At 64.5% G+C, this 22832-nt stretch carries 18 protein-coding genes; 10 read left to right on the forward strand and 8 right to left on the reverse strand.

Annotation, left to right across the window (positions count from 1 at the left end; translation table 11 throughout):
• The first annotated feature begins 227 nt into the window (after nt 1-227).
• Entirely contained in the window at nt 228-941 is a 714-nt protein-coding gene (locus BGC09_RS03565; RefSeq protein WP_069802175.1) for a hypothetical protein, read from the forward strand.
• Nucleotides 942-1236: 295 nt separating this feature from the next.
• On the opposite strand, the gene BGC09_RS03570 is transcribed toward BGC09_RS03565, so the two are convergent.
• The 3 genes from BGC09_RS03570 to BGC09_RS03580 all read right to left on the reverse strand — a co-directional run bounded on the left by BGC09_RS03570 (nt 1237) and on the right by BGC09_RS03580 (nt 2791).
• Entirely contained in the window at nt 1237-1470 is a 234-nt protein-coding gene (locus BGC09_RS03570) for a hypothetical protein (RefSeq protein WP_069802176.1), read from the reverse strand.
• A gap of 56 nt (nt 1471-1526) precedes the next feature.
• Nucleotides 1527-2255, reverse strand: coding sequence for a hypothetical protein (locus tag BGC09_RS03575; RefSeq protein ID WP_141727617.1), 729 nt, complete (start codon nt 2253-2255; stop codon nt 1527-1529).
• 125 nt (nt 2256-2380) lie between these two features.
• A complete protein-coding gene (locus tag BGC09_RS03580) occupies nt 2381-2791 on the reverse strand; it encodes a hypothetical protein (RefSeq protein ID WP_069802180.1) in 411 nt (136 codons plus the stop codon).
• Nucleotides 2792-3071: 280 nt separating this feature from the next.
• Between BGC09_RS03580 and BGC09_RS03585 the strand changes: the two genes are divergently transcribed.
• The 4 genes from BGC09_RS03585 (at nt 3072) to BGC09_RS03600 (ending at nt 5953) form a co-directional block, all read left to right on the forward strand.
• The gene (locus BGC09_RS03585; RefSeq protein WP_069802182.1) at nt 3072-3308 is read left to right on the forward strand and encodes a helix-turn-helix domain-containing protein; all 237 of its coding nucleotides are present in this window, start codon (nt 3072-3074) and stop codon (nt 3306-3308) included.
• Between the two features lie 374 nt (nt 3309-3682).
• Nucleotides 3683-3907, forward strand: coding sequence for a helix-turn-helix domain-containing protein (locus BGC09_RS03590; protein WP_052890474.1), 225 nt, complete (start codon nt 3683-3685; stop codon nt 3905-3907).
• Between the two features lie 590 nt (nt 3908-4497).
• On the forward strand, nt 4498-5340 hold the full coding sequence (locus BGC09_RS03595) for a hypothetical protein (protein ID WP_069802184.1): 843 nt from the start codon (nt 4498-4500) through the stop codon (nt 5338-5340).
• Nucleotides 5341-5359: 19 nt separating this feature from the next.
• A complete protein-coding gene (locus BGC09_RS03600; protein ID WP_069802186.1) occupies nt 5360-5953 on the forward strand; it encodes a nucleotidyltransferase family protein in 594 nt (197 codons plus the stop codon).
• A gap of 104 nt (nt 5954-6057) precedes the next feature.
• Here the strand turns inward: BGC09_RS03600 and BGC09_RS03605 are convergent, their stop codons facing one another.
• The 5 genes from BGC09_RS03605 to BGC09_RS03625 form a co-directional block, all read right to left on the reverse strand.
• Nucleotides 6058-6846 carry a class I SAM-dependent methyltransferase gene (locus BGC09_RS03605; RefSeq protein WP_069802188.1) on the reverse strand — a complete coding sequence of 263 codons (789 nt, stop codon included), beginning with the start codon at nt 6844-6846 and terminating at the stop codon, nt 6058-6060.
• Between the two features lie 45 nt (nt 6847-6891).
• The gene (locus tag BGC09_RS03610) at nt 6892-7230 is read right to left on the reverse strand and encodes a DUF2173 family protein (protein WP_069802190.1); all 339 of its coding nucleotides are present in this window, start codon (nt 7228-7230) and stop codon (nt 6892-6894) included.
• A gap of 238 nt (nt 7231-7468) precedes the next feature.
• On the reverse strand, nt 7469-10651 hold the full coding sequence (locus tag BGC09_RS03615; protein WP_069802192.1) for a helix-turn-helix transcriptional regulator: 3183 nt from the start codon (nt 10649-10651) through the stop codon (nt 7469-7471).
• 208 nt (nt 10652-10859) lie between these two features.
• Nucleotides 10860-12557 (reverse strand): dihydroxy-acid dehydratase, encoded by a 1698-nt coding sequence (gene ilvD / locus BGC09_RS03620; protein WP_069802194.1) that lies wholly within the window; start codon nt 12555-12557, stop codon nt 10860-10862.
• 119 nt (nt 12558-12676) lie between these two features.
• Nucleotides 12677-13945, reverse strand: a complete 1269-nt coding sequence (locus BGC09_RS03625; RefSeq protein WP_069802196.1) for a mannosyltransferase family protein — start codon at nt 13943-13945, stop codon at nt 12677-12679.
• A 334-nt stretch (nt 13946-14279) separates the two neighbouring features.
• Here BGC09_RS03625 and BGC09_RS03630 point away from each other — a divergent pair, with 334 nt between their 5' ends.
• The 5 genes from BGC09_RS03630 to BGC09_RS23090 all read left to right on the forward strand — a co-directional run bounded on the left by BGC09_RS03630 (nt 14280) and on the right by BGC09_RS23090 (nt 22823).
• Nucleotides 14280-14945 carry a Pvc16 family protein gene (locus BGC09_RS03630; protein WP_069802197.1) on the forward strand — a complete coding sequence of 222 codons (666 nt, stop codon included), beginning with the start codon at nt 14280-14282 and terminating at the stop codon, nt 14943-14945.
• Nucleotides 14946-14969: 24 nt separating this feature from the next.
• Nucleotides 14970-17072, forward strand: a complete 2103-nt coding sequence (locus BGC09_RS03635) for an ATP-binding protein (RefSeq protein ID WP_218103950.1) — start codon at nt 14970-14972, stop codon at nt 17070-17072.
• Complete coding sequence (locus BGC09_RS03640; RefSeq protein WP_069802199.1) at nt 17069-19174, forward strand: eCIS core domain-containing protein; 2106 nt, start codon at nt 17069-17071, stop codon at nt 19172-19174. The genes BGC09_RS03635 and BGC09_RS03640 overlap by 4 nt, the downstream gene beginning before the upstream one ends.
• Before the next feature lie 50 nt (nt 19175-19224).
• A complete protein-coding gene (locus tag BGC09_RS03645) occupies nt 19225-21420 on the forward strand; it encodes an eCIS core domain-containing protein (protein WP_069802201.1) in 2196 nt (731 codons plus the stop codon).
• A gap of 77 nt (nt 21421-21497) precedes the next feature.
• Nucleotides 21498-22823 (forward strand): eCIS core domain-containing protein, encoded by a 1326-nt coding sequence (locus tag BGC09_RS23090; RefSeq protein WP_069802203.1) that lies wholly within the window; start codon nt 21498-21500, stop codon nt 22821-22823.
• The last annotated feature ends 9 nt before the right edge of the window (nt 22824-22832 follow it).

A 22832-nucleotide genomic window follows, 5' to 3' on the forward strand; every position in this document is an offset into this window, starting at 1 on the left:
TGTACGTGATCAATGGTGTTTCGCTCCTACTTCTAATTGTTCTGCTTCGTAGCGTGGCATTGCCGGGACGGGGCAGCGCTCTCGCCACCAACTGGGTGGGGTCGAGCTGCCCGCGCCTGCACTTCGTTGCCAGCTTGTCTTTCCCCGGCGAGCAACGCTCATAACTCGCTCGTCTCGTCCGCTGCTTCGTCTGGCGAGGCGAGCCAGGTAAGGAGGTTGCACGCATCATGTTCAATCTGGCCAACCTGGCGTTGGCGCTGCTGCGCCTGCTCTGGTTCCTGATCTCAACGCGCGTAGGCAATCTGCTGGCTGCCGCGGGCTTGCTGATCGGCGGCTTTCTGTGGGGCGTAACCTCCCATCAGGTCCACTTTCAGAATGCTCCCACGATTGCCTGGTTTCAGGACTATTCTTCTGACGAGGGCTACGATTATGTGCAGATCAATCACAGCCAGCAGTTCTACGTGATCAAGGACGCCGATTTTTCGCCCTATCCCGGCGGAGTCTTTACGGATACGCAGCCCAGGCTGCTCTCGCTGGTCTATGAGAGCGATGCGCAGCAGCCAGTAGAGCTGAATCTGCAGAACGGCGAGCGGCTGACGGGCAGCGGCTACCGCGTGGTGGCCTTTTCGCTGGTGACCAGAGACGGCCAGCCGTACACCTTTACGACGGCGGACTACCGCGCCTATCCCCGGGGCTTCTACGATGATCATTGGCAGGTGGCGACCTGGCTCTTGCTGATCGGCTTTGCCTTTCTGACCTGGGGGTTGCTGGGGCCGCTGGTGCTGGATCTGCTGCTGTTGCGTCGGGGGCGTGTACCGGGCGAAGAACAGATCTCGACGGAACGGGCCTATCGCTTGCTGGGCCGCCAGTTAAGCGATCCGTGGCCGTCGCGGATACGCAAGAGGGCGCACGAGTTCGATCCGCGCGATCTGGCTAAGTAGCGCGCGGGTGCGGAACTGGGGCCGCCTGGCTCTGGCGGCTACGACCCACACTGCAACAGGGAAGCCAGCGGAGGAGGGTGGGCGCGCTCGACGCCCGCTGTGGAACGGGCGCCGGCTCCTCCTACCGCTGGCGACTGCAGCTAGCTATGCGCTGGTAGAAGAAGGGTGTTGACTGGAAGTGGAAGTAATCTGCTCGCTCACCTGGACGCTTAGTCGAAGTGGGACATAGCGGGCGCTCCTCCTTTCCAGGGACCGGGTCCGGGCTGGAGGAGACGCCACCACATGGTCTGACCGCTCATCCGCTCCTCCGGTCTGGAAAGGGGATCTCTTTCCAGATCTGACGCTCGGGATCGTAGATGCTGCGCAGGGCGTGGAGCGGGATCTCTACCTCGTAGCCCGGCTCTTCCAGGGTGATGCGCAAACGAGCGGTCTTTTCGTCGACAGCCAGCACGCGGCCCGACCAGATGCCCGGGCGCAGGCCGGGCAGGTAGTAGCGGACGCGCTGATCGACCAGCGGGTGTGGCGGCATGCCGGGTAGCCTCCTCTCTCTCGTGATTTGGCGCTCAAGGGATGACGCTTCTGCTCTTACAGGGTGATGACGGCCTGACGGACGTAGCCGGCCTGACAGGCCCGCCGGCGAAAGCTGCGCTGCTCCTCCGGTGAACCGTAGAGCTTGATCTTGATGGCCTCCCACTCCCATTCGAGGGCGCGGTAGGCGTGGAAGGTCTGGTTTTCGATCGGCAGGAATTCCTGCGCGAGCCGGTCGGCCTCGCGCAGGTGCTGGCTGAGGATGAGGGTTTCGAGGCTCTTGACGATGAAGCCACCGCGAGCCCAGTGCCACGTCCCGTCGGTGAGCATCTGGCCGGGCTGCCGCCAGACGTCGAGCGAGAGGCGGACAAGGACGGGCGCGGCCTCTTCGCGCCCCTCCAGACAGGCAAGCTGGTAGCGAAGCTGCAAGATGTCGCCGTCGTGAAGGATCTGGCCGCTCAGGCGGCGAGCCTCGGCGGTGGCCTCGTTGAGGGCGCCGGGATCGCCTTTTTCACGAGCGTACTCTCCCAGGAGAACGGCGCGGTAGGCGTGACAGACTTCTTCGTAGGGGCGCCCGCGGACGAGTGCCAGGGCACTCTGGACGAGGCTGAGGGCTTCGAGATAGCGGCCCGCCCGCTCGGGGATGACGGCACTGCGCATCAGCAGGCGCGCCGAGAGGTCCGGCTCGCTGAGGGAGCGCAGGACGAGAGTGGGATCGTCTGCGCTGCTCCAGGCCGTGGCAAGGAAGGGCAGTGATTGACAGATGGTGCGCCGACTCAACAACATGGCTCTCTCCTCCTCATACATCAGCAGGTCAAGACAATAGCTCCTCCAGTCAAGATGCCGGCCTGGCCTCTCCTCTCGCCCGATGGCGCCGGAGACCCAGCGTGAGGGCGTGGCTGAGGACAGCATCAGTGCGCAAAGACGTAGTAGGAGATCGTCCCGGCTGGCCACTTCGGTCCGGCCCTCCGCCAACCAGCCTGTGCCGCCGCCGCCTGACGAAGCTGAGACGGGTTGTAGCAGGGGTAGTAGTAGGTGGCGACATGCAGCGGGGGCTTGCTGAGTCCGTTGGTCCAGGTGGAGTGCTCCAGGCGGATGGTAAAGGGTTCGTTCAGCCCCAGGAGCAAACCAAGCTGCTCGGGGGCCTTGTTGAGGAGCCGGCGAATGGCTTCATTGAAGTCGACCGCGATGCGGTAGTGGCGGGTGAGCACTTCCAGGCGATAGCTATCAAGCGGCGTCGGAGGAGGGATCGGCCCAGGCAGACAGGCGGGCCGCCGCGCCTGGCGGGAGCCGCGACGCCAGAAACAGAGCTTGCGAAACATATGCAGTCATCTCCTACACTCTTCAACCATAGAACCGTACTGCCAATAGATGATAGGTTTCCAATCGCTGAGAAGCGTCCCGAGCGCCCGGCCCGGGGCTGGTTCGCTGGCGTCCCTGCCCCGCTCGCGCTGCCCCCTTGGGGGCAACGGCTATACTGACTACAAAAAGTATATCCTTTTAAGAGGTAGATGTCAACCATATTCTTATAAGAATATGCTCTGATAAAAATGCTTTTGTAGGGCCTCCACAAAAGGAGGGGATATATGATACGCTCGCACCATGCCGATACGCATTAAGCTTCGTGAGCTTGCACAGCAGAAAGGGGTAAGTCAGTCGCGCTTGTCGCGTCTGGCCGACCTGAATGTCGGCATGATCCAGCGCATCTATCACGATCCATATACGAATATCACGCTGTCAACGCTGGAGAAGCTGGCGCGGGCCTTGCGTGTTGAGCTGGCCGAGCTGATCGAGCTGGACCCGCCGCTAGAAAAGGAACCAGAGGCAGGCGGCTCCTGACAGCTTCTCGCGCTCGATCCGTTGCGCCTTCCTTGCTCCATTTCCTCTGTCGAGCATCACGCTTGAGCCCGGGCTACACAGCTGCAGGGCGTAGGTCGCCGCAACCTGAAATCAGGCAAAAGATGGGCCAGTGATAGCGTGGTGCTCTACTTTTTTCGTCTCAGATAGCCGAGGTACGTGAGGCGGAGCGCGCGGAACCTTATCACCTCCTATAGATGAATGGCAGAACTTGGTTGCCTGCAATCCCTGTCCGAAATATATTTCGGTATGAAGTATAAGATAGATATATCATAAATTCAATACCGTAAATATGTTGTCTAGCAAATGTTCCGAAAAAGCGTTATAGTAGGGGTACACTTAGCCAGGAGCTAGCGATGTATCGCTTGCGAGTAGCTGAGCTGCTCAAGGAGAGAGGGCGGACCCAGTCATGGCTAGCGAGAGAAGCCAAGGTACCTGAACTGTTGGTTCGGAAGATGGTCAGAGAGCCGACGACCTACCATCCGACCTATGTCACGCTCGACAAGATTGCCCGTACCCTGAAAGTGCGCGTAGAGGATCTTTACGAATGGGTGCCTGACCCTGAAGATCAGGCGTCTTGACCTGAACTCCTATTCGCAGGCTGGCAAGTAATGCGCTTGTCAGGTTCACCACACGAAAGGCTCCCGTTGGCCTTCCTGTCCTCTCCCCTTCGCTGTAGCCTGTATCTTAAGCTCGTTGTCTCCTTTTGCCAGAGACTTTGCGCAATCTCCACTCTGGGGTGTGTGCCGTCCTGTTCTCTACCTGGGAAAAAAGGGCGAGCCAGGCTGCTCCCGCTCGCCCGTGGTAGAGAAGGAAGAATGAGTTAGTGCTGGTGGCGGGCGTGGGCTGATTCCTGCGGAGGCCGACGAGACCAGGCCGTATGCTTCGCAAGGACCCCGCTCGTAGAGCGCGGCGTCGACGTCTGCCAGCTCCCTGGACGGCCTGCCCGGCGCCTTGCAGGAGCAAGCTGGCCGTGATGGTCGAAAGCATCAGGCAAGACTCGCGCTGAGCTGATTGACAACCACTCCTCGCCGTGGTAGCCTGAAGTGGCCGATGAAATAAGGCCCACAGGCACACTTGAAGCTATCAGCCCTTGCCTGGTAGCCTCCAAAGCTACCAGCCGGTGTGAAAGCGATGATGCGCATCGCAATCAAGAAGCAAGAGGCGACAGATGGAGGCGCTTCTCTCTGCAGATACGCCGCTGGAAACGGAAAGGGTCTGGCTGGGCATGCTGCGCGCCCTGCCGCCGGCCAGGCGCGTGGCGATGGCCTGGGACTGGACCGGTTCAGCGATCAACATCGGGCGTCTGAATGCCTCAACTCAGAACCTCGACAGCGATGCCCATGAGGTTGCCCTGAGCCGTGCGCGCTTCCGTTACGGGGCTGCCATTGTGCGCCTCGCCGAGGAGCGTCGTCGCCGCCTATCGGAGGCGGAAGCGAAGCGCTTCCCGTCGCTGCAAGAGGTCCTCTGGCCGCTCCTCTCCGCCCTGGAGGCGCTGCAGATCACAGCGGTCCCTCTCTCGCTGGCCATCCCCTTCTATGGCGTCCACCGGGCCCTGGGCGACATCTCGCTGGCCGTCGAGCGCCTGCCAGAGCGCCAGGCCCTGCAGCAGCGGTTGCCAGAGCGTTTCTGGCTCGATGAGACTGCTGAAGCCGAGCCGGGTCTACGCCTGGTCGAGCTGCAAAGCCTGCTGCCCGTCTGGCTCTGGCCCGCCGACAGCGGAGACAACGCCGCCCTCCTGCGGCTCCTGCTTGACAGCCGCCGCGTGACGCCCCTGCTGGAAGAGGCCCCACCGATCGCCGTGCCCTCCCCTGAAGCCCTGCTTCTCTATCTGCTTGCCTGGCAGGGTGAGCAAGAGGCGACTCATGATGAGCGCTGGTATGATTTCCTGGCTATCCTGAAAATGCAGCGGCCATCTGGGCTGAACCTGGAGCTGCTCAGGACCCTGGCCCGCGACCTCCAATGTCTACCCCAGCTAGAGGAGGCCCTCGCTCGAACTGGTTTGGAGTTCTGAACAAGAAAGGAGTCAGTGGGTGTCTTCTTCTCCTCCTCCTCTTGAAGAGACCTTATTGCCTCTGGCCGAAGCCCTGGAAGCGCTCGGTATCCGCTATGTGATAGGCGGCTCTGTCGCCAGCTCGCTGTATGGCGAACCACGCCAGACAGCCGACCTGGACGTAGTCATTGAGCTGCTCGACCCCCAGCAGCTCAAAGCCCTCGTCCAGAAAGTCGCTCCTTGCTACTATATTGACGAAGATGCTTTTCGGCAGGCGTTTCACTATAAAAGAAGCTTAAGCATTATATCGCTCAAAACATACACCAAAGTTGACATCTTCTTTCCCAAGCCGCGCGCCCTTGACCGCGACGCCTTCGCCCTGGCTCGCTATCGGCCCCTGGAGCAGGGGGGAGAGCGTCTTTTCCCTATCGCCCCGCCCGAGGTCATCGTCCTGCAAAAGCTAGAGTGGTATGTCCTGGGAGGGCGTAGTTCCGCCAGGCAGTGGAATGACATACTCGGAATCCTGCGGGTGCAGGGGTCTCAGCTAGACCTGGCCTACCTGCGAGCGCAGGCCATCGCCCTTCAGGTGAGAGACCTGCTAGAGCAGGCCCTGCAAGAGGCCGGTCTCCGCTAGTCCGGGCAAGCGAGCGGCATACTGGCCTGCCCATTCCCAAAAAGAGAGCGAGCCGGCATCTGCCAGCTCGCTCCTCGCAGCCAGCGAGAGGCTGGCGGCGCGGCTCAGGCCCGGGCAATCACATAGCGGAACAGATTGCGCTGGCGATAGCCGCCGCTATTGGTGCGATACGGCTCCAGGGAAGCAAGGACTGCCGCCTTAACCTTCTCCTCGCCGGCATGGCGGATGGCCACGACCAACGGGCCAGCCGAACTAATGGCGCGCCAGGCCGTTTCAGCGTCGGGATACTCGAAAGGACAGGCCACCTCGCCGCTCTCCTGGGGCGTCAGGCCGGCCTGGCTCATCAGGGCCTCAACCTTGCCCGGTTCCGAGAGCGCGAAGGGGCCAGCCGCCTCCGAGCCGGGTGGAGGTGGCGGCAGCAAAGCAGCCACCGCGGCCAGCGTCGCCGCATGCTCGCAATCGCGGGCCTGGCCCCAGACAACCATCGCCACCAGCCCGCCGGGGCGCGTCACCCGGCGCGCCTCCTGCAGCGCATGCACCGGATTAGCGGCATACTGGAAGGCATTGAAGCCCGTCACCGCATCAAAGCTCCCCTCGGCGTACGGCAGCTCCTCCATCTCGCCGACGCGGAAATCGCCAGCGGGCAGACGTGAGCGGGCAATTGCGATCAGCGCGCTGGAAGCATCCAGGCCCCAGACCTGAGCGCCGCGCTCAGCCGCCAGGATGGCAGCCAGCCCCGCGCCGCAGCCCACATCGAGCAAGCGCGTCCCCTTCCCCACCTGCAAGCGACTGAGCACCTCCTCATAGGCCGGCAGCAGCACCCGCTCTTGAAGCTCCGCCCAATCCTGAGCACGTGCCCCCCAAATCTCTCCCTGCTGTTGAGCGCTGCCCATCGTCTCGACACCCTCCTTTCTGCTTCTCAGTCTACAAAAGTCCCCTTAGCGACTGCGGAAAAGCGCATCGACGGTCCGATTGAGATCGACCTGCGCGGCCTCAGCGACCACAGCCCGCCGTCCATTATCGACCACCAGGGTCAGATTGCCGCCGCAATAAAGCCAGCCATTTTGCGGAGACCAGCCGCTTCCCATCAGAGCGGGCAACGCGGGCGCCAGACTATTGAAGAGCTGAGTAATAGCTGCGCTGACCTGAGCCAGGCTCTTGAGCGTTTCGGGAGTCAGCTCGGTCCTGGACCGGCTTGCAAGCAACTGCCCATCGGGAGCGAAATCGAAGGCCACAATCGCCCCCTCGACCGCCAGCACCGTATCGAGCGCCTCCATCAGCAAGACCTCCTTTCGCGAAGCGAACATAGTGCCAGGAGTGGTATCAACAACGAGTCTAGCCGGAGAGCGCAGTCCTGCCATCGTGGAAAGCACGGAACCAGAGACACGGCCACTACGGAAGCGCCCAGAGGTACCCGCAGCCAGTGTCGCGCCAGGATCAGTGATTTCAGGGAGAAGAAGGAAAGAGAGCAAGCAAGCTGGAGAGGAGGCGAGCGATCCAGAGGGGCTCAACGAATCAACTGGGCTGGGAGAGCGGCGGCTGCTGCTGCAAGACCCAGGTAGCGATCTGGGTCCGCGAGCTAAAGCCCAGCCTGGCGAGAATATGGCTCACATGGCTCTCGACCGTGCGCTCACTGAGCACCAGCTCAGAGGCAATCTCGCGGTTAGACTTGCCCGCAGCCACCTTGAGGGCAATCTCCCACTCGCGCGGCGTCAGCGTTGCTGGTCCTGCTCCCTGGTGGGAGGGCTGCCAGCGCCTGAGCACCGACGACAGCGGCAACATCGCAGCGGCGCGCTGGAGAAACCGCTGGCGCAGGGGCGGCTCTGTGATACTGCGCGCCAGCGTCGCAATGAGGCGCGCGGCCTCGCGGCAGCTCTGCCGTGCCTGCTCCTGGCTGCGCAGGCGCAGCCAGACCTGGGCCTGCAGGCGATAAATTTCCCAGAGAATGGGCAGCTCATAGCTGGCGCAGGCACTCTCGCGGGCGCTGGCCAGCGTCTCGGCGGCGGCCTCGGGCTGATCAAGAGCCAGCAGGGCCTGAGCGCGCAGCCGGAGCAGCCAGGGACTGGGCAAGGCCGTCGCCTGCCCCTGCTCAGAGACGGGCGGTGTCGGCGAAGCCGTCAGCAGCTCATCGCAGCGGCTCAGAGCCTCGGCAGGCCGGCCCCGGGCCAGCGCCAGCTCAGCCGCGACCCAGGCCAGGCGGCGCTCGACCAGTGTGCGAGGTGGCCTCTCCGCCGGCAGCAAAGCGCTCAGCCGCGCCTCGGCCTCGCGAAACTGGCGCAGCAAGAGGTAGGCCAGAGACTGGCAGACAGTAAGATGGCCCAGCCACCAACTTGAACCCAGCTTCTGAGCCAGCGGCAGAGCGGTCTCCAGCTCGCGCAAGGCCTCCTCTGGCGCCAGCATCAGCACAAACAAGCGCGCCAGATGATGGCGGGCGGCCACCTGCCATTGTTGGTGATCGATGGCGCTCGCCAGCAGCAAGGCGCGCTGCAAATGCGCCTGCGCCTGCCCAAAGCGCCCATAGGAGAGCAACACCAGCCCAAAGCAATGCTCGGCCAGCACCTCCCCGGCGGGCCAATCCAAACGCTGAGCCAGCTCCAGCGCCTCGCGCGCCTCACCCTCGCAGACCGCCGGTGGCCAGGCCCAGATTGTCACTGCCTCATTCAAGCCGCGGCTCGTCAACGTACTGCGGATTGCCAGACTGGAGACCAGTCCCTGATACTCCTGCAGAGCGCGGAAGAGCGCAATCGCCTGCCCATAGTGCTCCACCGCTGCCAGAGGCTCCCCGGCGATCGCACTGGCCACGCCGAGCAAGTCGCGCGTCTGAGCCATACCGGGTCGATCCTGTCGATCCTCAAAAATCGTCAGCGCCTGACGATGAGCCTGCAGGCCCGCCTCCGGCTGTCCCACATTGACCAACCAGTTGCCCAGACGGTTCAGACTATGGGCGTACAGCAGCGGCTCCCCAAGGCGCTCCGCCTGGACCCGCGCCCGCTCAAAGAAGAGACCCGCCTGCTCATAAGCGCGCTCTGACCAGAGCAGACCCAGATCAATCAAGCACTGCCAGACCAATCGCTCATCGCCCTCCGCCTGAGCCAGTTGCAGCGCCTGTTCATAATCGCTGCGGGCCTGAGCGAAATCGCCCACCAGAGCGCAAGCCGTCCCCCGCCCATGCCAGAGGCGCGCCGGCGCTGGCTGGCCCAGATGGGCCGCCGCCTCCAGCGCGCGAGAGAAGTGCAGGAGAGCCGCGCGCGGCGTCTGCAGGGCCAGAGCGCGCTCGCCGGCCCGCCGTGCATAATCCAGGGCCTTCTCCCACAGTCCAGCCTCATAGCAATGCAGGGCCAGATCGTTCAAACGCTGCTCCAGCCTTGCCGGCTCCAGGCGCTCGAGCGCCTCGGCCAGCGCGCGATGGAAAAGCTGGCACTCCCGCACCAACATATCGGCGTAGATCGCTTGGCGGATCAACTCATGGCGAAAAGCGATGTGCTCGGCGGAGACCTCAACCACCAGCTGCGCCCTGATCAGCTCCTTGAGCAGCGTCAGCAGTTGCAACTCAGCGAGGCCCATCACCTGCTGCAGCAGCGACAGATCAAAGCGTCGCCCGGCCACCGCCGCCAGCAGCAGCAACTGCCGTGCCTCAGCACTCAGCAGCGGCAGACGCTGCTGCACGGCCTCACGAATGCTGCGCGGAATCAGGCTGCGCTCCGCTCGCCAGGCGCCGACGGACGGTAATGAGAGCGGCGCCTGATAGCGCCAACCCGTTGCCGTCGGGACTAGCCTGCCGCTCATGAGCAGCGACTTGAGCAGCTCCTCAACCAGAAAGGGATTGCCCTCGCTCAGTGTGAAGAGGGAATCCAATAGTCCGGGGGGCAACAGAGCAGCCGAAGAAGAAGGCGCAGCTACAGATGCAGACAAAGGCCGCTGTGCAGCAAGGATGGCCGTTAGCATCTGGCCAACTTCGTCGCGGCTCAGCAGGGGCAGGCTCAACTCTATCGCCAAGCGCTCACGGTCGAGCTGAGCCAGAAAGCGAGCCAGAGGCTGCTGCTGCTCTTCGCTGCGGCAGGTCAACAGCAGCAGGAAGGGCTGATCGCTCAACCGACGTGCCAGATAGAGGAGCAGCTCAAGACTCGTCTCATCGCTCCAGTGCAGATCTTCGATGACGAGCAGCAAGGGCTGCAGGCTGGCCATGTGCAGAAACGTGCGGGTGAAGGACCAGAAGAGACGGCGCCGCCTCAGCTCGGGCGACAGGGACCATTCCGCCGTCGTGGTCGATGGTGAGGACGTGGGAACGCTGGAAGAGGCCGTCAGCCCCGCCAGCCGGCTCAGCTCGGGCAACAAGAGGCTCAGCTCCCCGGCTGTCGGCTCAAGCAGGCGGGCAGCGGCAGGGGCAGGCCACTGCAGCAGGAGCGTTTGCAGCACATCGAGGAAAGGCCCATAGGGCAGAGAGCGCGTCGACTCGAAGCACTCGCCTTGGAGGACCAGCAGTCCGTGCTGCTCAGCGCAACGGCGCATCTCCGCCACCAGGCGCGATTTTCCCACACCTGCCTCGCCCACGAGTAGGATCACCTGCCCGCGCGACTCCTCCAGACGCTCAATGCACTCCTGCAAGCTTGAGAGAAGGCCCGCGCGCCCGACCAGAACAGGGCAGAGAACTGACTGCTGTTGGAAAGAAGGAGGAACCATCGTCTGGCCCTTCCGCATCCTGCTCTTTGCCTGGTAGGCTGTACTCGCTTCACCTGCCAGAGAAAGAATACGCCGGCCTCGCTGCCTCCCCCTCAACGGGCGCAGCGAGAGGGAACCCAGACCGCAGGAGGAGCGGGCAGGGCAGAGTGTTGTAAGCAAGCAAACCTGTATACTTGCTGGCTCCGCTGACCTGTCCACTCCCGTCCGGCTCTGCGTCAGCTTCAGCTCAAGCCGAAGCACGCGGCTGAGGCGGGCGCGTAATGGCCCCCTCCGAAGCCGACGAAACCAGCGCCGCGTACTTGGCAAAGACCCCGCTCGTATAGTGCGGCGTCGGCGGCTGCCAGCTTGCCAGACGGGCCGCCAGCTCCTCATCCGACAGCTCCACACTCACCGTGCGCTTCTCGATATCGATCACAATCGTATCGCCATCGCGCAAGGCCGCCAGCGGGCCGCCAACCGCCGCCTCGGGAGCGATATGGCCGACCATCAGCCCGCGCGTCGCCCCACTGAAGCGGCCATCCGTCAACAGGGCCACCGTCTCCCCCAGGCCCTCGCCCACGATAGCGCTCGTCACCCCCAACATCTCGCGCATCCCCGGACCGCCGCGCGGTCCCTCATAGCGGATCACCACCACATCGCCCGGCTGAATCTGGCGCCCGATCACCGCCTGCATCGCATCCTCCTCGCGATCAAAGACGCGAGCCGGGCCGCGATGATAGAGGCGCTCATGGCCGGCGATCTTCACCACGCAGCCCTCCGGCGCCAGGTTCCCCTTGAGAATCACCAGGCCCCCATTCGGCTTAATCGGATTCTCCACCGTGCGCACCACATCCTGGCCGGGGGCCTCCTGAGCCTGAGCCGCCTCCTCGCCGATCGTACGGCCTGTCGGCGTCAACTGATCGCCATGCATCAGGCCCGCCTCGATCAGGCGCTTCGCCAGCAGCGGCGTCCCGCCGGCGCGATCCAGATCCAGCGCCACATAGCGCCCGCCCGGCTTCAGGCTGGCGATCAGCGGCGTACGGCGGCTAATCTCATCGAAATTATCGATCGTCAGCGGAATACCGGCCTCGCGCGCCAGCGCCAGCAAATGCAGCACAGCATTGGTTGACCCGCCCGAGGCCGCCACGCCGGCGATGGCATTCTCGAACGACTGGCGCGTCAAAATATCGCGTGGCGTCAGACCGCGATGGAGCATCTCCACCACCAGGCGTCCGCAGCGCTCGGCCACCTCATCCTTGCGTGGATCGGTGGCCCCCACGCTGGCCGTCCCCAGCGGAGAAAGGCCCAAGAATTCCAGAGCCATCGCCATCGTATTGGCCGTATACTGGCCGCCGCAGGCTCCCGGGCCGGGACAGGCCACATTCTCCAGCTCACGCAGATCCGACTCGCTCATCCGTCCGGCGGCGGTCGCCCCGATAGCCTCGAAGACATCCAGGATCGTCACATCCTGGCCGCGGAACCTGCCGGGAGCGATCGAACCGCCGTAGAGCACCAGGCTGGGCACATTCAAGCGGATCAGCGCCATCGCCGTCCCGGGCAGCGTCTTATCGCAGGCCGCCAGTGCGATCACCGCATCAAACATCTGGCCCTGACTGACCAGCTCGATCGAATCGGCGATCACCTCGCGGCTAATCAGCGAGGCCTTCATGCCCTCGGTGCCCATTGAAATACCGTCGCTGACCGCGATCGTATTGAACTCCATCGGTGTTCCGCCGGCGGCGCGGATACCAGCCTTGACCCGCTCGGCCAGGCGGCGCAGATGGAAATTGCAGGGCATGGTCTCGATCCACGTATTGGCGACGCCGATCAAGGGCCGCTGCAGATCCTCATCGCGGAAACCGATAGCCTTCAGCATGGCGCGAGCCGCGGCCCGCTCGCGCCCATCGATCAGCACTCGACTGCGGTGCCGGGGATCAAAAGCCATAAGAACAGCCTCCCTTAGAGTACTGCCTGTATTATACTCCTGACGCAGCCCCTGGCTCAACGCACGAGCGCGCAACGTTGCGCCGGCGCTCCCGGCCTGGCCTCGCTCCAGTGAGCGGGCTAGACCATCCAGTGCCCCGTCAAAAACTGCAGCAAGGCGAAACTCAAGAGGGCCGTTGCGCAGACCGGATAGCAGCCGAGCAGTGCGCGCAAGCGAGGCCAGCCCTCGCCCTCCAACAGCAGCCCCAGCACCACAAAAGCCGGTGTTGCCTCCAGCAGATAGCGCGGAAAGGCATTCAAGGCGTCCCCGTCGCGCATCGGCCAGAGCAGCGCGAAGAGGCCAAAAAGCAGAGCGTAAAGCGCATAGCCGCGCAGCGCCGGTGGAAAGCGCCAGGGGCCAACCCAGGCCAGGGCCACCAGCACCAGCATGAAGAGCACACAAACCAGATCAAACGCCTCATGCAGGGTCGTAAAAGAGACCAGAGGACCCTTCAGCAGCAGGACAGCCGTGTGGAGAACGCTCAGCCCCGGTAGATCCAGATAACGATTCCAACGGACCTGCGCGTGTGAGAAGGCCAGAGGATCATCGAAGCGCAGCAGGCAATAGAGGGCAAAAAGGGCCGTGCCCAGGGGGATCAGGCCGGCGGCCAGCGCGCTCGGACCCAGACGGCGCAGGCGCCAACCGCGGCGGCGGCCATACTCAGAGACGAAGAGCACGATCAGTAACAGGCCAGAGGGGCGTGTCAGCGCGGCCAACAAGCCGCAGAGGCCGGCCAGCCACCAGCGCTGGTGGCGCAGGCAATAGAAGCAGAGCAAAGACAACAACAGAAAGAGCGACTCAGGATAAGCGGCGGCCAGGAAAAAGGCACTTGGAAAGAGCACCAGACAGAGCAGCGTCCTGCGAGCCAGGGCCGCCGAAAAATCCTCTGTCAGCAAACGATAGAGGACAGCCAGCAGCGCCAGGTCAGCCAGATTAGCGATCAGCAGGCCGGCCACATGGGTGCTTCCGAGCGTCGCCAGCGAGCCGAACTGCTCTAACAAAGGGAAGAGCGGAAAAAAGGCCGTTTGCCACCACTGCACATAGCCTGAGCGAGCGATGGACGCATAATGAGCAGCATCCCAATGCTGCCAGCTATGCACCAGGCTACTGGGTGGCAGCGCCTGCGCGCTGAAGTCTGGCAGCGTGAAGAGCGGAGCCAGGTAGGTCAGTGTGACAAAAAGAGCGTGACTCAGCAGATAGGCGGGCAGCGCCTCGCGCAAGGCCGTCAGCCAGGACTGCAACGCCGTTGCGCGGCCCGGTGTCATGGCCGACAGCGCTCGCACCGGTGAGGGCGAGGGCGCAGCTACCCTGGTCGCAGAAGATTGGTCTGAGGAAGAAGACTCGCCCATACCGTTCCTCCGGGAGCGAATGAACTGCTCACGAACGAATATTGACAACAGGTAGAAACGAATCCAGGCAAGCGGCATAACAGGGGGTAGGTAGGGCTGCCTCTCCAGGCTGAGGCAGCCGGTGGGCATGCTGAAGAAAGAAAGCGCAGATTTTCCCCTCTTCGCTCATAGAGTTCCAGACAGCCTCGTAACAGAGCGCAAATAGAGCGAAAAAAGAGCGCCCTATGCTACTGTTAAGTAAGCCCATAGTGGCAAACTGGACCGAGCACACAGGCCCACGCCGGGAAGAGGAGAGAAGGCAGCAGCACGAGAGGGCGGAGAAGGCTGGGAGCACATGAGCCGCGACGAGCTGGCGGAGCGTCGGGAGAACAAGATGCACAGTGCCTGGAGCATGACGGCAGTCACCTTCATTCTCAAGGGTCTCCTGGAGAACGCCCTGATTGGCCAGGCCGGGCAGGCTGGCCTGGGCGAAGTGCTGATCACTGCCCTGCCGCCGGATCGCATCGTCCTGGGAGCGGAGGAGCGACCTCAGCTCAACCTCTATCTCTATCGCCTGACTCCTGACTCAAGCTGGCGACAAAACCCAGCGGGGGAAAGAGCTGGTGCTGGCTCTGAGAGCGTGCAGGCTGACAGACAGCCCCTGGCCCTGAAGCTCCACTACCTGCTCAGCGCCTACGGTGAGCGTGACGGGCAGGCCGAGCTGCTCCTTGGCCTGGCCATCGACTGCCTGCAACAAGCCGCCCTCCTTGCCGGCGAACGGCTTCAGAGTTTGTTGCAGGCTTTAAGCCTGGACGGTACAGGGACAGCGCAGACAGGCGTCCTGACGCGCCTGGCGAGTGCGGCGCCGCTCCGGGCCTTGCGCATTCGACCTGAATTTCTCAGTATGGAAGAGCAGACCCGCCTCTGGAGCGCCTGGCAGGCTCATGCCCGGCTGGCAATGGCCTATGAAGTCGCAGTTCTGCTGAACGAAGCGCAGCCAGAGCGGCGCGGTCGGGCCTGAATCTGGCATCACAAGGCAACCCATATGACGATGGCGAGCGAAGCATCTCTAGTCAGCCAGAACCAAGCGGAAGCAGCGCAGCGTGCTCTCCTGGTCGCCCTGGCTCGTGTGCGTCACGCCCTGGTGCGCCATTGCGCGCACTGCCGGGGAGAGCCAGAACCGACATCCCTACCGGAGGAGAGCGACCCCATGCTTGGGCTGCATCAGGAGCAGGCGGCCTCGGCTCTGCAGGAGCCGGCCCCGCTGCAGCGACTCTGCGCCGCCTTTGGCCTTTCGCCCTTTGAGCGTGATCTGCTACTCCTCTGTGCTGGCGTCGAGCTAGACAGCAGCTTCGCCGGTCTCTGCGCGCAAGCGATGGGGCTGCCCGCGGGCGAGCGCAGTCAGGCTGCCCTACCCACCTTCAGCCTGGCACTGGCCGCCCTTCCAGAAGCCCACTGGGAGGCCATCACGCCCACGGCCCCCCTGCGTCGCTGGCTACTCCTCACTCTGGGCGTTGGCGCCACCATTACCATGACTCCCCTGCGCATCGACGAGCCGATCCTGCATTATCTGGTCGGCCTGCCCTACCACGACCCGCGCCTGAGCCTGCTCGTGCCCGTGCCCCCACCAGCGGGAGAGCTTCTTCCCTCGCAGCAGCGGGCCTGCGTCCGGCTACGTGCCGCCTGGAGCGAGCGGCTTGCCAGCGCGCGCCCCGTCGGCCTCCAGGGCCAGCCTGGTGCGGAGCGCCCGCCGCTCATCGTCCTTGCTGCCGCCCAGGCTCAGGACGGGCTGCGTCTGGCGGCGCGGGCCTGTGAGGAGCTGGGCCTGCGCCTCTTCGCCTTGTCGGCAGCCGACCTGCCCACAGCAGTGAGCGAGCGAGAGCGCTGGGCCCGCCTCTGGGAGCGCCAGGCCATTCTGACAGGCAGTGCCCTTTTCCTGGACTGCAGTCAACTCGCGCCCGAAGACCGTCCCACCCAGCAGGCCGTTGAGCACCTGGCCCGTCTGCTGCAGATGCCGCTGATCCTTGGCTGTCGCGAGGCCAGCGCCCTGCGGCTCTCGCTGGCGCCGGCCTCCCTGGTCAGCATCGAGCTGGAGCCGCCGCCGCTGACCGAGCAAGAGCAGCTCTGGCGACGCGCCCTCAGCGCCCTGCCTCTGGCTGTCGATCTCAACGGCCATGTCGAAGCGCTGGCCATGCAATTCCCCCTCGGCGGGGCCGCCATCGAACGCATCTGCGCCCAGCTTCTGCCCGAACCCGGGAGCCTGGAGTTGCCCGCCGACGAGGTAGCACAGCGCCTCTGGAACGCCTGCCGCCTGCAGGCGCGCCCCGTCCTCGACGACCTGGCCCAGCGCATCCCGCCCGCCGGCGCGAGCTGGGAGCGGCTCGTGTTGCCCGAAGAACAGCTTCGCCTCCTGCGTGACATCGTGGCCCACGTGCGCCAGCGCGCCACCGTCTACGAGCGCTGGGGCTTCGGGCGCCAGGAAGAGGGAGCGCGTGGCCTGGGCATCAGCGCCCTCTTTGCCGGTAGCAGCGGCACCGGCAAAACCCTGGCCGCCGAAGTCATCGCCCACGAGCTACAGCTCGACCTCTATCGCATCGACCTCTCCGCCGTCGTCAGCAAATACATTGGCGAAACCGAAAAGAACCTGCGGCGCATCTTCGACGCCGCCGAAACGGGGGGCGCCGTCCTGCTCTTCGACGAAGCCGACGCCCTCTTTGGCAAGCGCAGCGAAGTCAAAGACAGCCACGACCGCTATGCCAACATCGAAGTCAGCTATCTGCTGCAGCGCATGGAGACCTATCGCGGCCTGGCCATTCTCACCACCAACCTCAAGCATGCTCTGGACCCGGCCTTTCTCCGTCGTCTGCGCTTCATTGTCCACTTTCCCTTTCCCGACCTGGCCATGCGCCTGGAGATCTGGCGGCGTGTCTTTCCAGCAAGCGTGCCGCGCGAAGGGCTGGACCTGGAGAAGCTGGCCCGCCTGCACGTGGCCGGCGGCAACATTCGCAATATCGCCCTCTACGGGGCCTTCCTGGCGGCGGAAGCCGGCGAGCCGCTGCGCATGAGCCACCTCTTGCGCGCCGCCGCCGCCGAGTATGCCAAGCTAGAGAAGCCCCTTACCGAGGCTGAGATCGGAGGCTGGCGATGAGGAAACTGTCCAGAGGCGATGCCGATCATCGACCGCCACAGGTGCAGGCCGAGCTGCCTCTCTGGTCGCCGGGCGTCGAGGAAGAGATCCAGACTGCCGCGGGCGCCGGCGAAAGTCTGGATGCGGCCACGCGCGCCTATATGGAGCCGCGTTTCGGCCACGACTTCAGTCAGGTGCGCATCCATGCCGATGAGCAGGCAGCCGAGGAAGCGCGCGCCCTCAACGCGCGGGCCTACACCGTCGGGCAGGAGATCTTTTTCGGCCAGGGGGAGTATGCACCGCAGAGCGCCGCAGGCCGCTGGCTGCTGGCGCACGAGCTGACGCATGTGGTGCAGCAGAGTGAGACGCTGCAGCAGGCCACGCCTGCCAGCAGCCCTCTCTTTGCGCAGGCTCAGGAGATGCAAGTCAGCGAGCCGGGAGAGCCGCAGGAGCGCGAGGCCACGGCCATCGCCGATCAGGTCCTCAGGGGGCAAGGAGCCCGTGTCACTGTGAGCCAGAGCGCGACGCGGGGCCGCCTCTGGCGCTATCAGGCCGGTGAGGCCGGTCATGGCGGCATCGAAGAGGAGGCCCTGACCGCCGTCGGCTTCAGCCGGCAGGAGGCGCGCAGCGTCTATTTCGGCAACTGGCTGCGCGACCTCTCGCAGCTCCCTCCCAAGGCCCTGCCGCTGATTAACATCCTGGCCCTCGGCGAGTTTGGTCGCGAGGTACGACAGGAGGACCTGGGGACCTATGTGCCCTCTGAGCACCTGGATAATCCCGAGGGCGGCGGCACTCTCGAAGATCCCCGCCTGACGCCCGCCGAGCGCGCCGAGGCCGAAAAGAAGCTCTCGCCCGAACAGAAGGCGGCCTACGATGAGGAACAGGCCCACCTGGCTGACATCAAACATGCCGCCGCTGCCAGCGGCCTGCCGGAATACATCGAGCGTGGGAAGTTTCATGCGAAGCGAAAGCTGGAGGAGGCGATTGTGGCCGGGCGCACGCCCGAGGGGATGGCGGCCATGGGGAACGCGCTGCATGCCATCGAAGACTACTACTCCCATTCCAACTTTGTCGAGGTGGCCCTCTGGATTCTGAAGAGCGATGGGACGATCACGGCGACGCAGTACAACGCGCTGGTCAAATCACAGCTGGGCAACGATGTGGCCCTCATCGGTGGCCACGATCCCCTCAATCCGGCCCTGCCGGGCATCATTACCGGCACCTATGCCCCCGGCGCCAACGACTGGGTCAGCCGTCTGGAGCTGATCTGCACAGAGACTGAGAACGGCGAACTGACGCGCTCCTTCATCAAGGGCTACGTCCGCATGATGGGGCTGACCGAGAGAGATGTCCTCGCGCGCCTGGCGGAGGTCGGCTGGCATGGTGGTCAGGCTGCTGGGAGCGCGCCTGGCAGCCTGATCGGTGGCGTCATCGGCGGCGTGCTTGGCGGTGTCGGCGGCACGGTCACGGGTGCAGCGGAGGGCGCGACGGAGGGCTGGCGCACCCACTCCGGCCTGAGCGCCGTCTGGCACGGCATCACCGGCTTCTTCGGCGGCGCGGCCTCTGGAGCCGTGTCTGGTACAGCCAGCGGCTATCGTACTGGTGCGGGCATCGGAGGCACAGCGCTGGGCGCCGTCGGCGGGGCCATCGGCGGCGGCCTCGGCGCACTGGAGGGCCTCTCTCTGGATAGGCTCATTAGCTTGTTCGGCACAGCCTTCTTCCTCCGTGTGCTCTTCCCGGCCATCCTGGCAGCCAGGGCGGCCGCCCTGGCCGCCGCACGCAGCGGTATCCTGGAGCAGCAGGCGAAGAACCAGACCGCTCAGGCAGCGGCTGAGGCCCACGCCAAAGGTCTGGGACCGACGCACTCCGAGATCGCCAAGGATTCACCCGAACACCTGCTTTTTGGCGTCTCACGCACCCTGGCGGTGGAGGCGGACAAGGAGATCGGCACGGCCATGCAGACGGCCTGGACCGCCATGAGCGCCGCTGGCGGAACAGCGCCGGCCCCTGCCACCATCACCGACCCCGTGACCGGGCTGGTGGATAAATTTGTCAGCCATCCCGCGCGCGATCCCTGGTGGCGCGCCACGCTGATCGCCGCTCTCAAAAGTGTGAAGATCTAGGCTAGGCTGCCTGGTACGACTCAGCTGAGCAGGAAGGAAAGGAGCCGCTGATGACCCGGTATCTCAGGAAGATGAGACGAGAGCAGGAGTCGTCGATCACGACCTCCGAGTCGCTGCGGTCGACAGAGCAGCCGGCAGGGGAGCCGCTGCCGGAGGAGGTGCGGGCCTTCATGGAGCCGCGTTTTGGGCACGACTTCGGGCAGGTGCGTATCCACGTCGACGCTGAGGCAGCGCAGGCGGCGCAGGCCCTCAACGCGCGGGCCTACACCGTTGGCCAGGAGATCTTTTTCGGCCCGGGGGCCTACGCACCGCAGACGGACGCAGGGCGGCGCTTGCTGGCACACGAATTGACGCATACGCTGCAGCAGCAGGGGGCGAGCGGAGGAGTGCAGGGAGTGAGCGAGCGCGGGGAGAGCAGTGAGCAGGAAGCGCGGCGGGTGGCGCAGGAAGTGGTAGCGGCGCCTGGACCAGTGGGAGCGCCGCGAGCGGTGAGCCGCCTGGGGGCGCCGCTCGTCCAGCGCGAGGCGCATGCCACCGAGCCTGACGCGCCCCAGCCTGAGATGACCGCCCTCGATGTGACCGGCAGCTATGAGGCTCTTGATCCGGGGGGCGACAACCGCATCACCGTGGAGTTGAATCAGGCCGGTCGCCATATTGAGGGCTGGTGGCAGTTGCGGAGCTACAGGAGCAGCAGCGGCGCCCATCTGACTGCCATGCGCCTCTCGGGCGACCTGACCGAGGACGGTGGCGATCACGTGACCTTCGCTTATCGGCGCGTCTCCTCGGGCGGTACGGCCTATGCGGGCACGCTGACCGTCAGCCGGAGCGGCACCTCCGTACGCATGTGGATGCACGAGGGCGGCGATACCGTTGAGCGTGATGAGCAGGGCAATCTCGTGCTCGGCGGCTGGTCGCATCAGTTCGAGCGCACCGCAACGGGGGCGCATCTCTCCGACCAGGCCATTCAGGCCTTCCCGGCAGAGACGCGAGCCCTGGTCCAGGCGACCGAGAATGCACCGCTGGACCGCGCTGAAGAGCAGCGCCTTGCGGATGGAGGGACCCAGATCCAGGCGCTCATTCGCCAGTATCTGGCCACAACGCGCGAGAGTGTGGGGCGTTCAGCCACAGCGTCTGTGCTGAACAACTTCATCAGAACGCTCATGGGCTACTATGCCCCGCAGCAGATGCCGCTCGTCATCCGGCGCCTGCGCGAGTTTCTGGTCAATCCCATGCTGCAGAGCGGAGAGGTCACGCGCCCTTATTGGGACTGGCTGCAGATCATCGTCTCCGCCGAGCCGAGCTACACCGCGGATATTCAGCGATTGCTGGAAATCTCGCCCCGCGGGCCGTCGGACCCCAATGCTCCTCAGCACAAGTATCGCTGGCGCTTCAGTGTGATAGGCAGGGATGTCGACCTGGGGGTTGGACTGGGGGGCTTTCTCGGTGCCTTCGTCATCGAGAAGCTGGCGCCCGATACCTGGACGGCCTCGTACTTCACCCTGATGGGCACGGCTGCCTTGGGCTTCTCTACGGGCACCACAGTCGGTCAAACTACAGCCTGGAGCGAGATACAGACGCCTTTTGCCTGGACCAGCGGCAACTTCCGCGGCCCCTATCTGATCACGGGGGGCTCAGCTGGCGGCACGGCAGTGGTCGGTCCCAGCTATACGCCAGCGGCCTTCATCAACTTCTATGGCGATGGCACCTTTCCGGTACTGACCGGCGATGCCAGCGGCTGGGCCGCCATCTATGGCCTCTCTGCGGGAGCAACTGCCTCGATGTATGCGGGCTATCTGTTTGGCGGACGCGAGGAGGCCATCCGCGCCGCTCAGGAGCAGCATGCACTCACGGCACAGGCCGGCTATCAGAGCGAGGCGACGGTGCACTTTGCGGTCGACGATCCCAGCCTGACCGACGAGGGCTGGCGGGCCATTCGCCAGATGTGCGCCGAGCAGCGGGCGGCCCTCATGAATCCCGAGAGTCGCCTGAGCATCGACGGCTATACCAGCACCACCGGAACGGTGGCGCGCAATCAACGCCTCTCCGAGCTGCGCGCACAGAACACGCTGCAGGCCATTCGCGATGTGCTCGGTCCGGCGTTGGCTCTTCCCGACCGCCAGATCAGCGTCATTGGTCATGGAAAGACGGCTGCCCTGCAGGCCGGCTCGCCCGATCAGCGCGAAGACCAGGCCTGGCGCAAGGTGGTGGTCTTGCTGAATGGCCAGGTCGTGCTGACCCTGCGCTAGTCTTCTGAGGCGGAGTAACAGCAGCGTTGGAGGAAGATGTGACTGTCTTGGCTGTCTCCTCTGTCAAAGAAAGGTACATGATGACTGTGAACAGAGAGCGAAAGCGGCAGGCTCTGCCGACGAACGCCGCACTGGAGGGCGAGATCAGTCGCCTGGCACCTATGCCGGAGCACCTCACCGCTACGACGAACCCGACGGCAGGTCCTGTGGCAGGGGAGCCGCTGCCGGAGGAGGTGCGGGCCTTCATGGAGCCGCGTTTTGGGCACGACTTCGGGCAGGTGCGCATCCATACCGACGCTGAGGCTGCCCAGACGGCGCAGGCTCTGAATGCGCGGGCCTACACCGTTGGCCAGGAGATCTTTTTCGGCCCGGGGGCCTACGCACCGCAGACGGACGCAGGGCGGCGCTTGCTGGCACACGAATTGAGCCACGTTGTACAGCAGCCGGGCGAGATCGCGCCTGGAACTCCCCTGGTTGTCGGACCCGTTGACGATCACTATGAGCGCGAGGCTGAGCAGGTGGCGGCCCAGGTCACGGCGGCCCCCTTCACAGAGCCTGTTGCGGCCCGCCTCTCGACGGCAGCCCCAGCGCAGGTCATTCGGCGCTCCTGGCTGGGGAGTGTGCTCGGCGGAATTGGGGGGGCTGTCCTGGGGGCGGTCGGCGGCTTCTTCATCGGCGGCCCGGCGGGGGCAGTGATCGGCGGCGTGGCCGGCCTGCTAGGAGGGGCTGCCGCAGGTGACCGGCTCTCGCAGCAGCGTCGCTCGCTCACGCCCGATGAGATCGCCTATGCCCGCGAAATCTATGCCGATAGCCTCGATTACTCGGCAATCACAATTACGAAGCATAGCATTCTCTCCTCGGGCGCCTCTCGCACGGTCGGCAACACCATCAATCTTGAGGACGCCTACTACGACGGCGATACGCTCAATTTGACTCCGGAAGGCAAACTGATCCTCATCCATGAGATGGGGCATGTCTGGCAATACCAGCACGGTGGCCTGGCCTACATCCCGGAGAGCCTGGTCGCCCAGATCCGGGCCTCCATAGGAGGCGGGAGCCGCGGCGGTGCCTATGACTGGCGGGCGGCGATTCAGGCCGGGACGCCCTGGGAGGAGTGGAATCCTGAGCAGCAGGCCGAGGCGATCGAGGACTATAACCGGGCCTTGCGGCGCACCCGGGACGGCACGGCCACCCTCCAGGATTACAAGGACCTCTCCACGCTGCAGCCCTATATTGACAAGGTGCGCCGCGGTGAGGGCGCACCACACGGAATGCTCGGGGCCTGGCTGGGAGGAATCGGGGGCGCAGTCGGTGGCTTTCTGGCCGGCGGCCCAGTGGGTGCCTTCTTTGGAGGACTTGGAGGCCTCGTCGGCGGCTCCCTCCTGGGCGCAGCCTTGAAGTGAGTGAGGATC

This window comes from Thermogemmatispora onikobensis, from assembly GCF_001748285.1.
Classification (GTDB): Bacteria; Chloroflexota; Ktedonobacteria; order Ktedonobacterales; family Ktedonobacteraceae; genus Thermogemmatispora; species Thermogemmatispora onikobensis.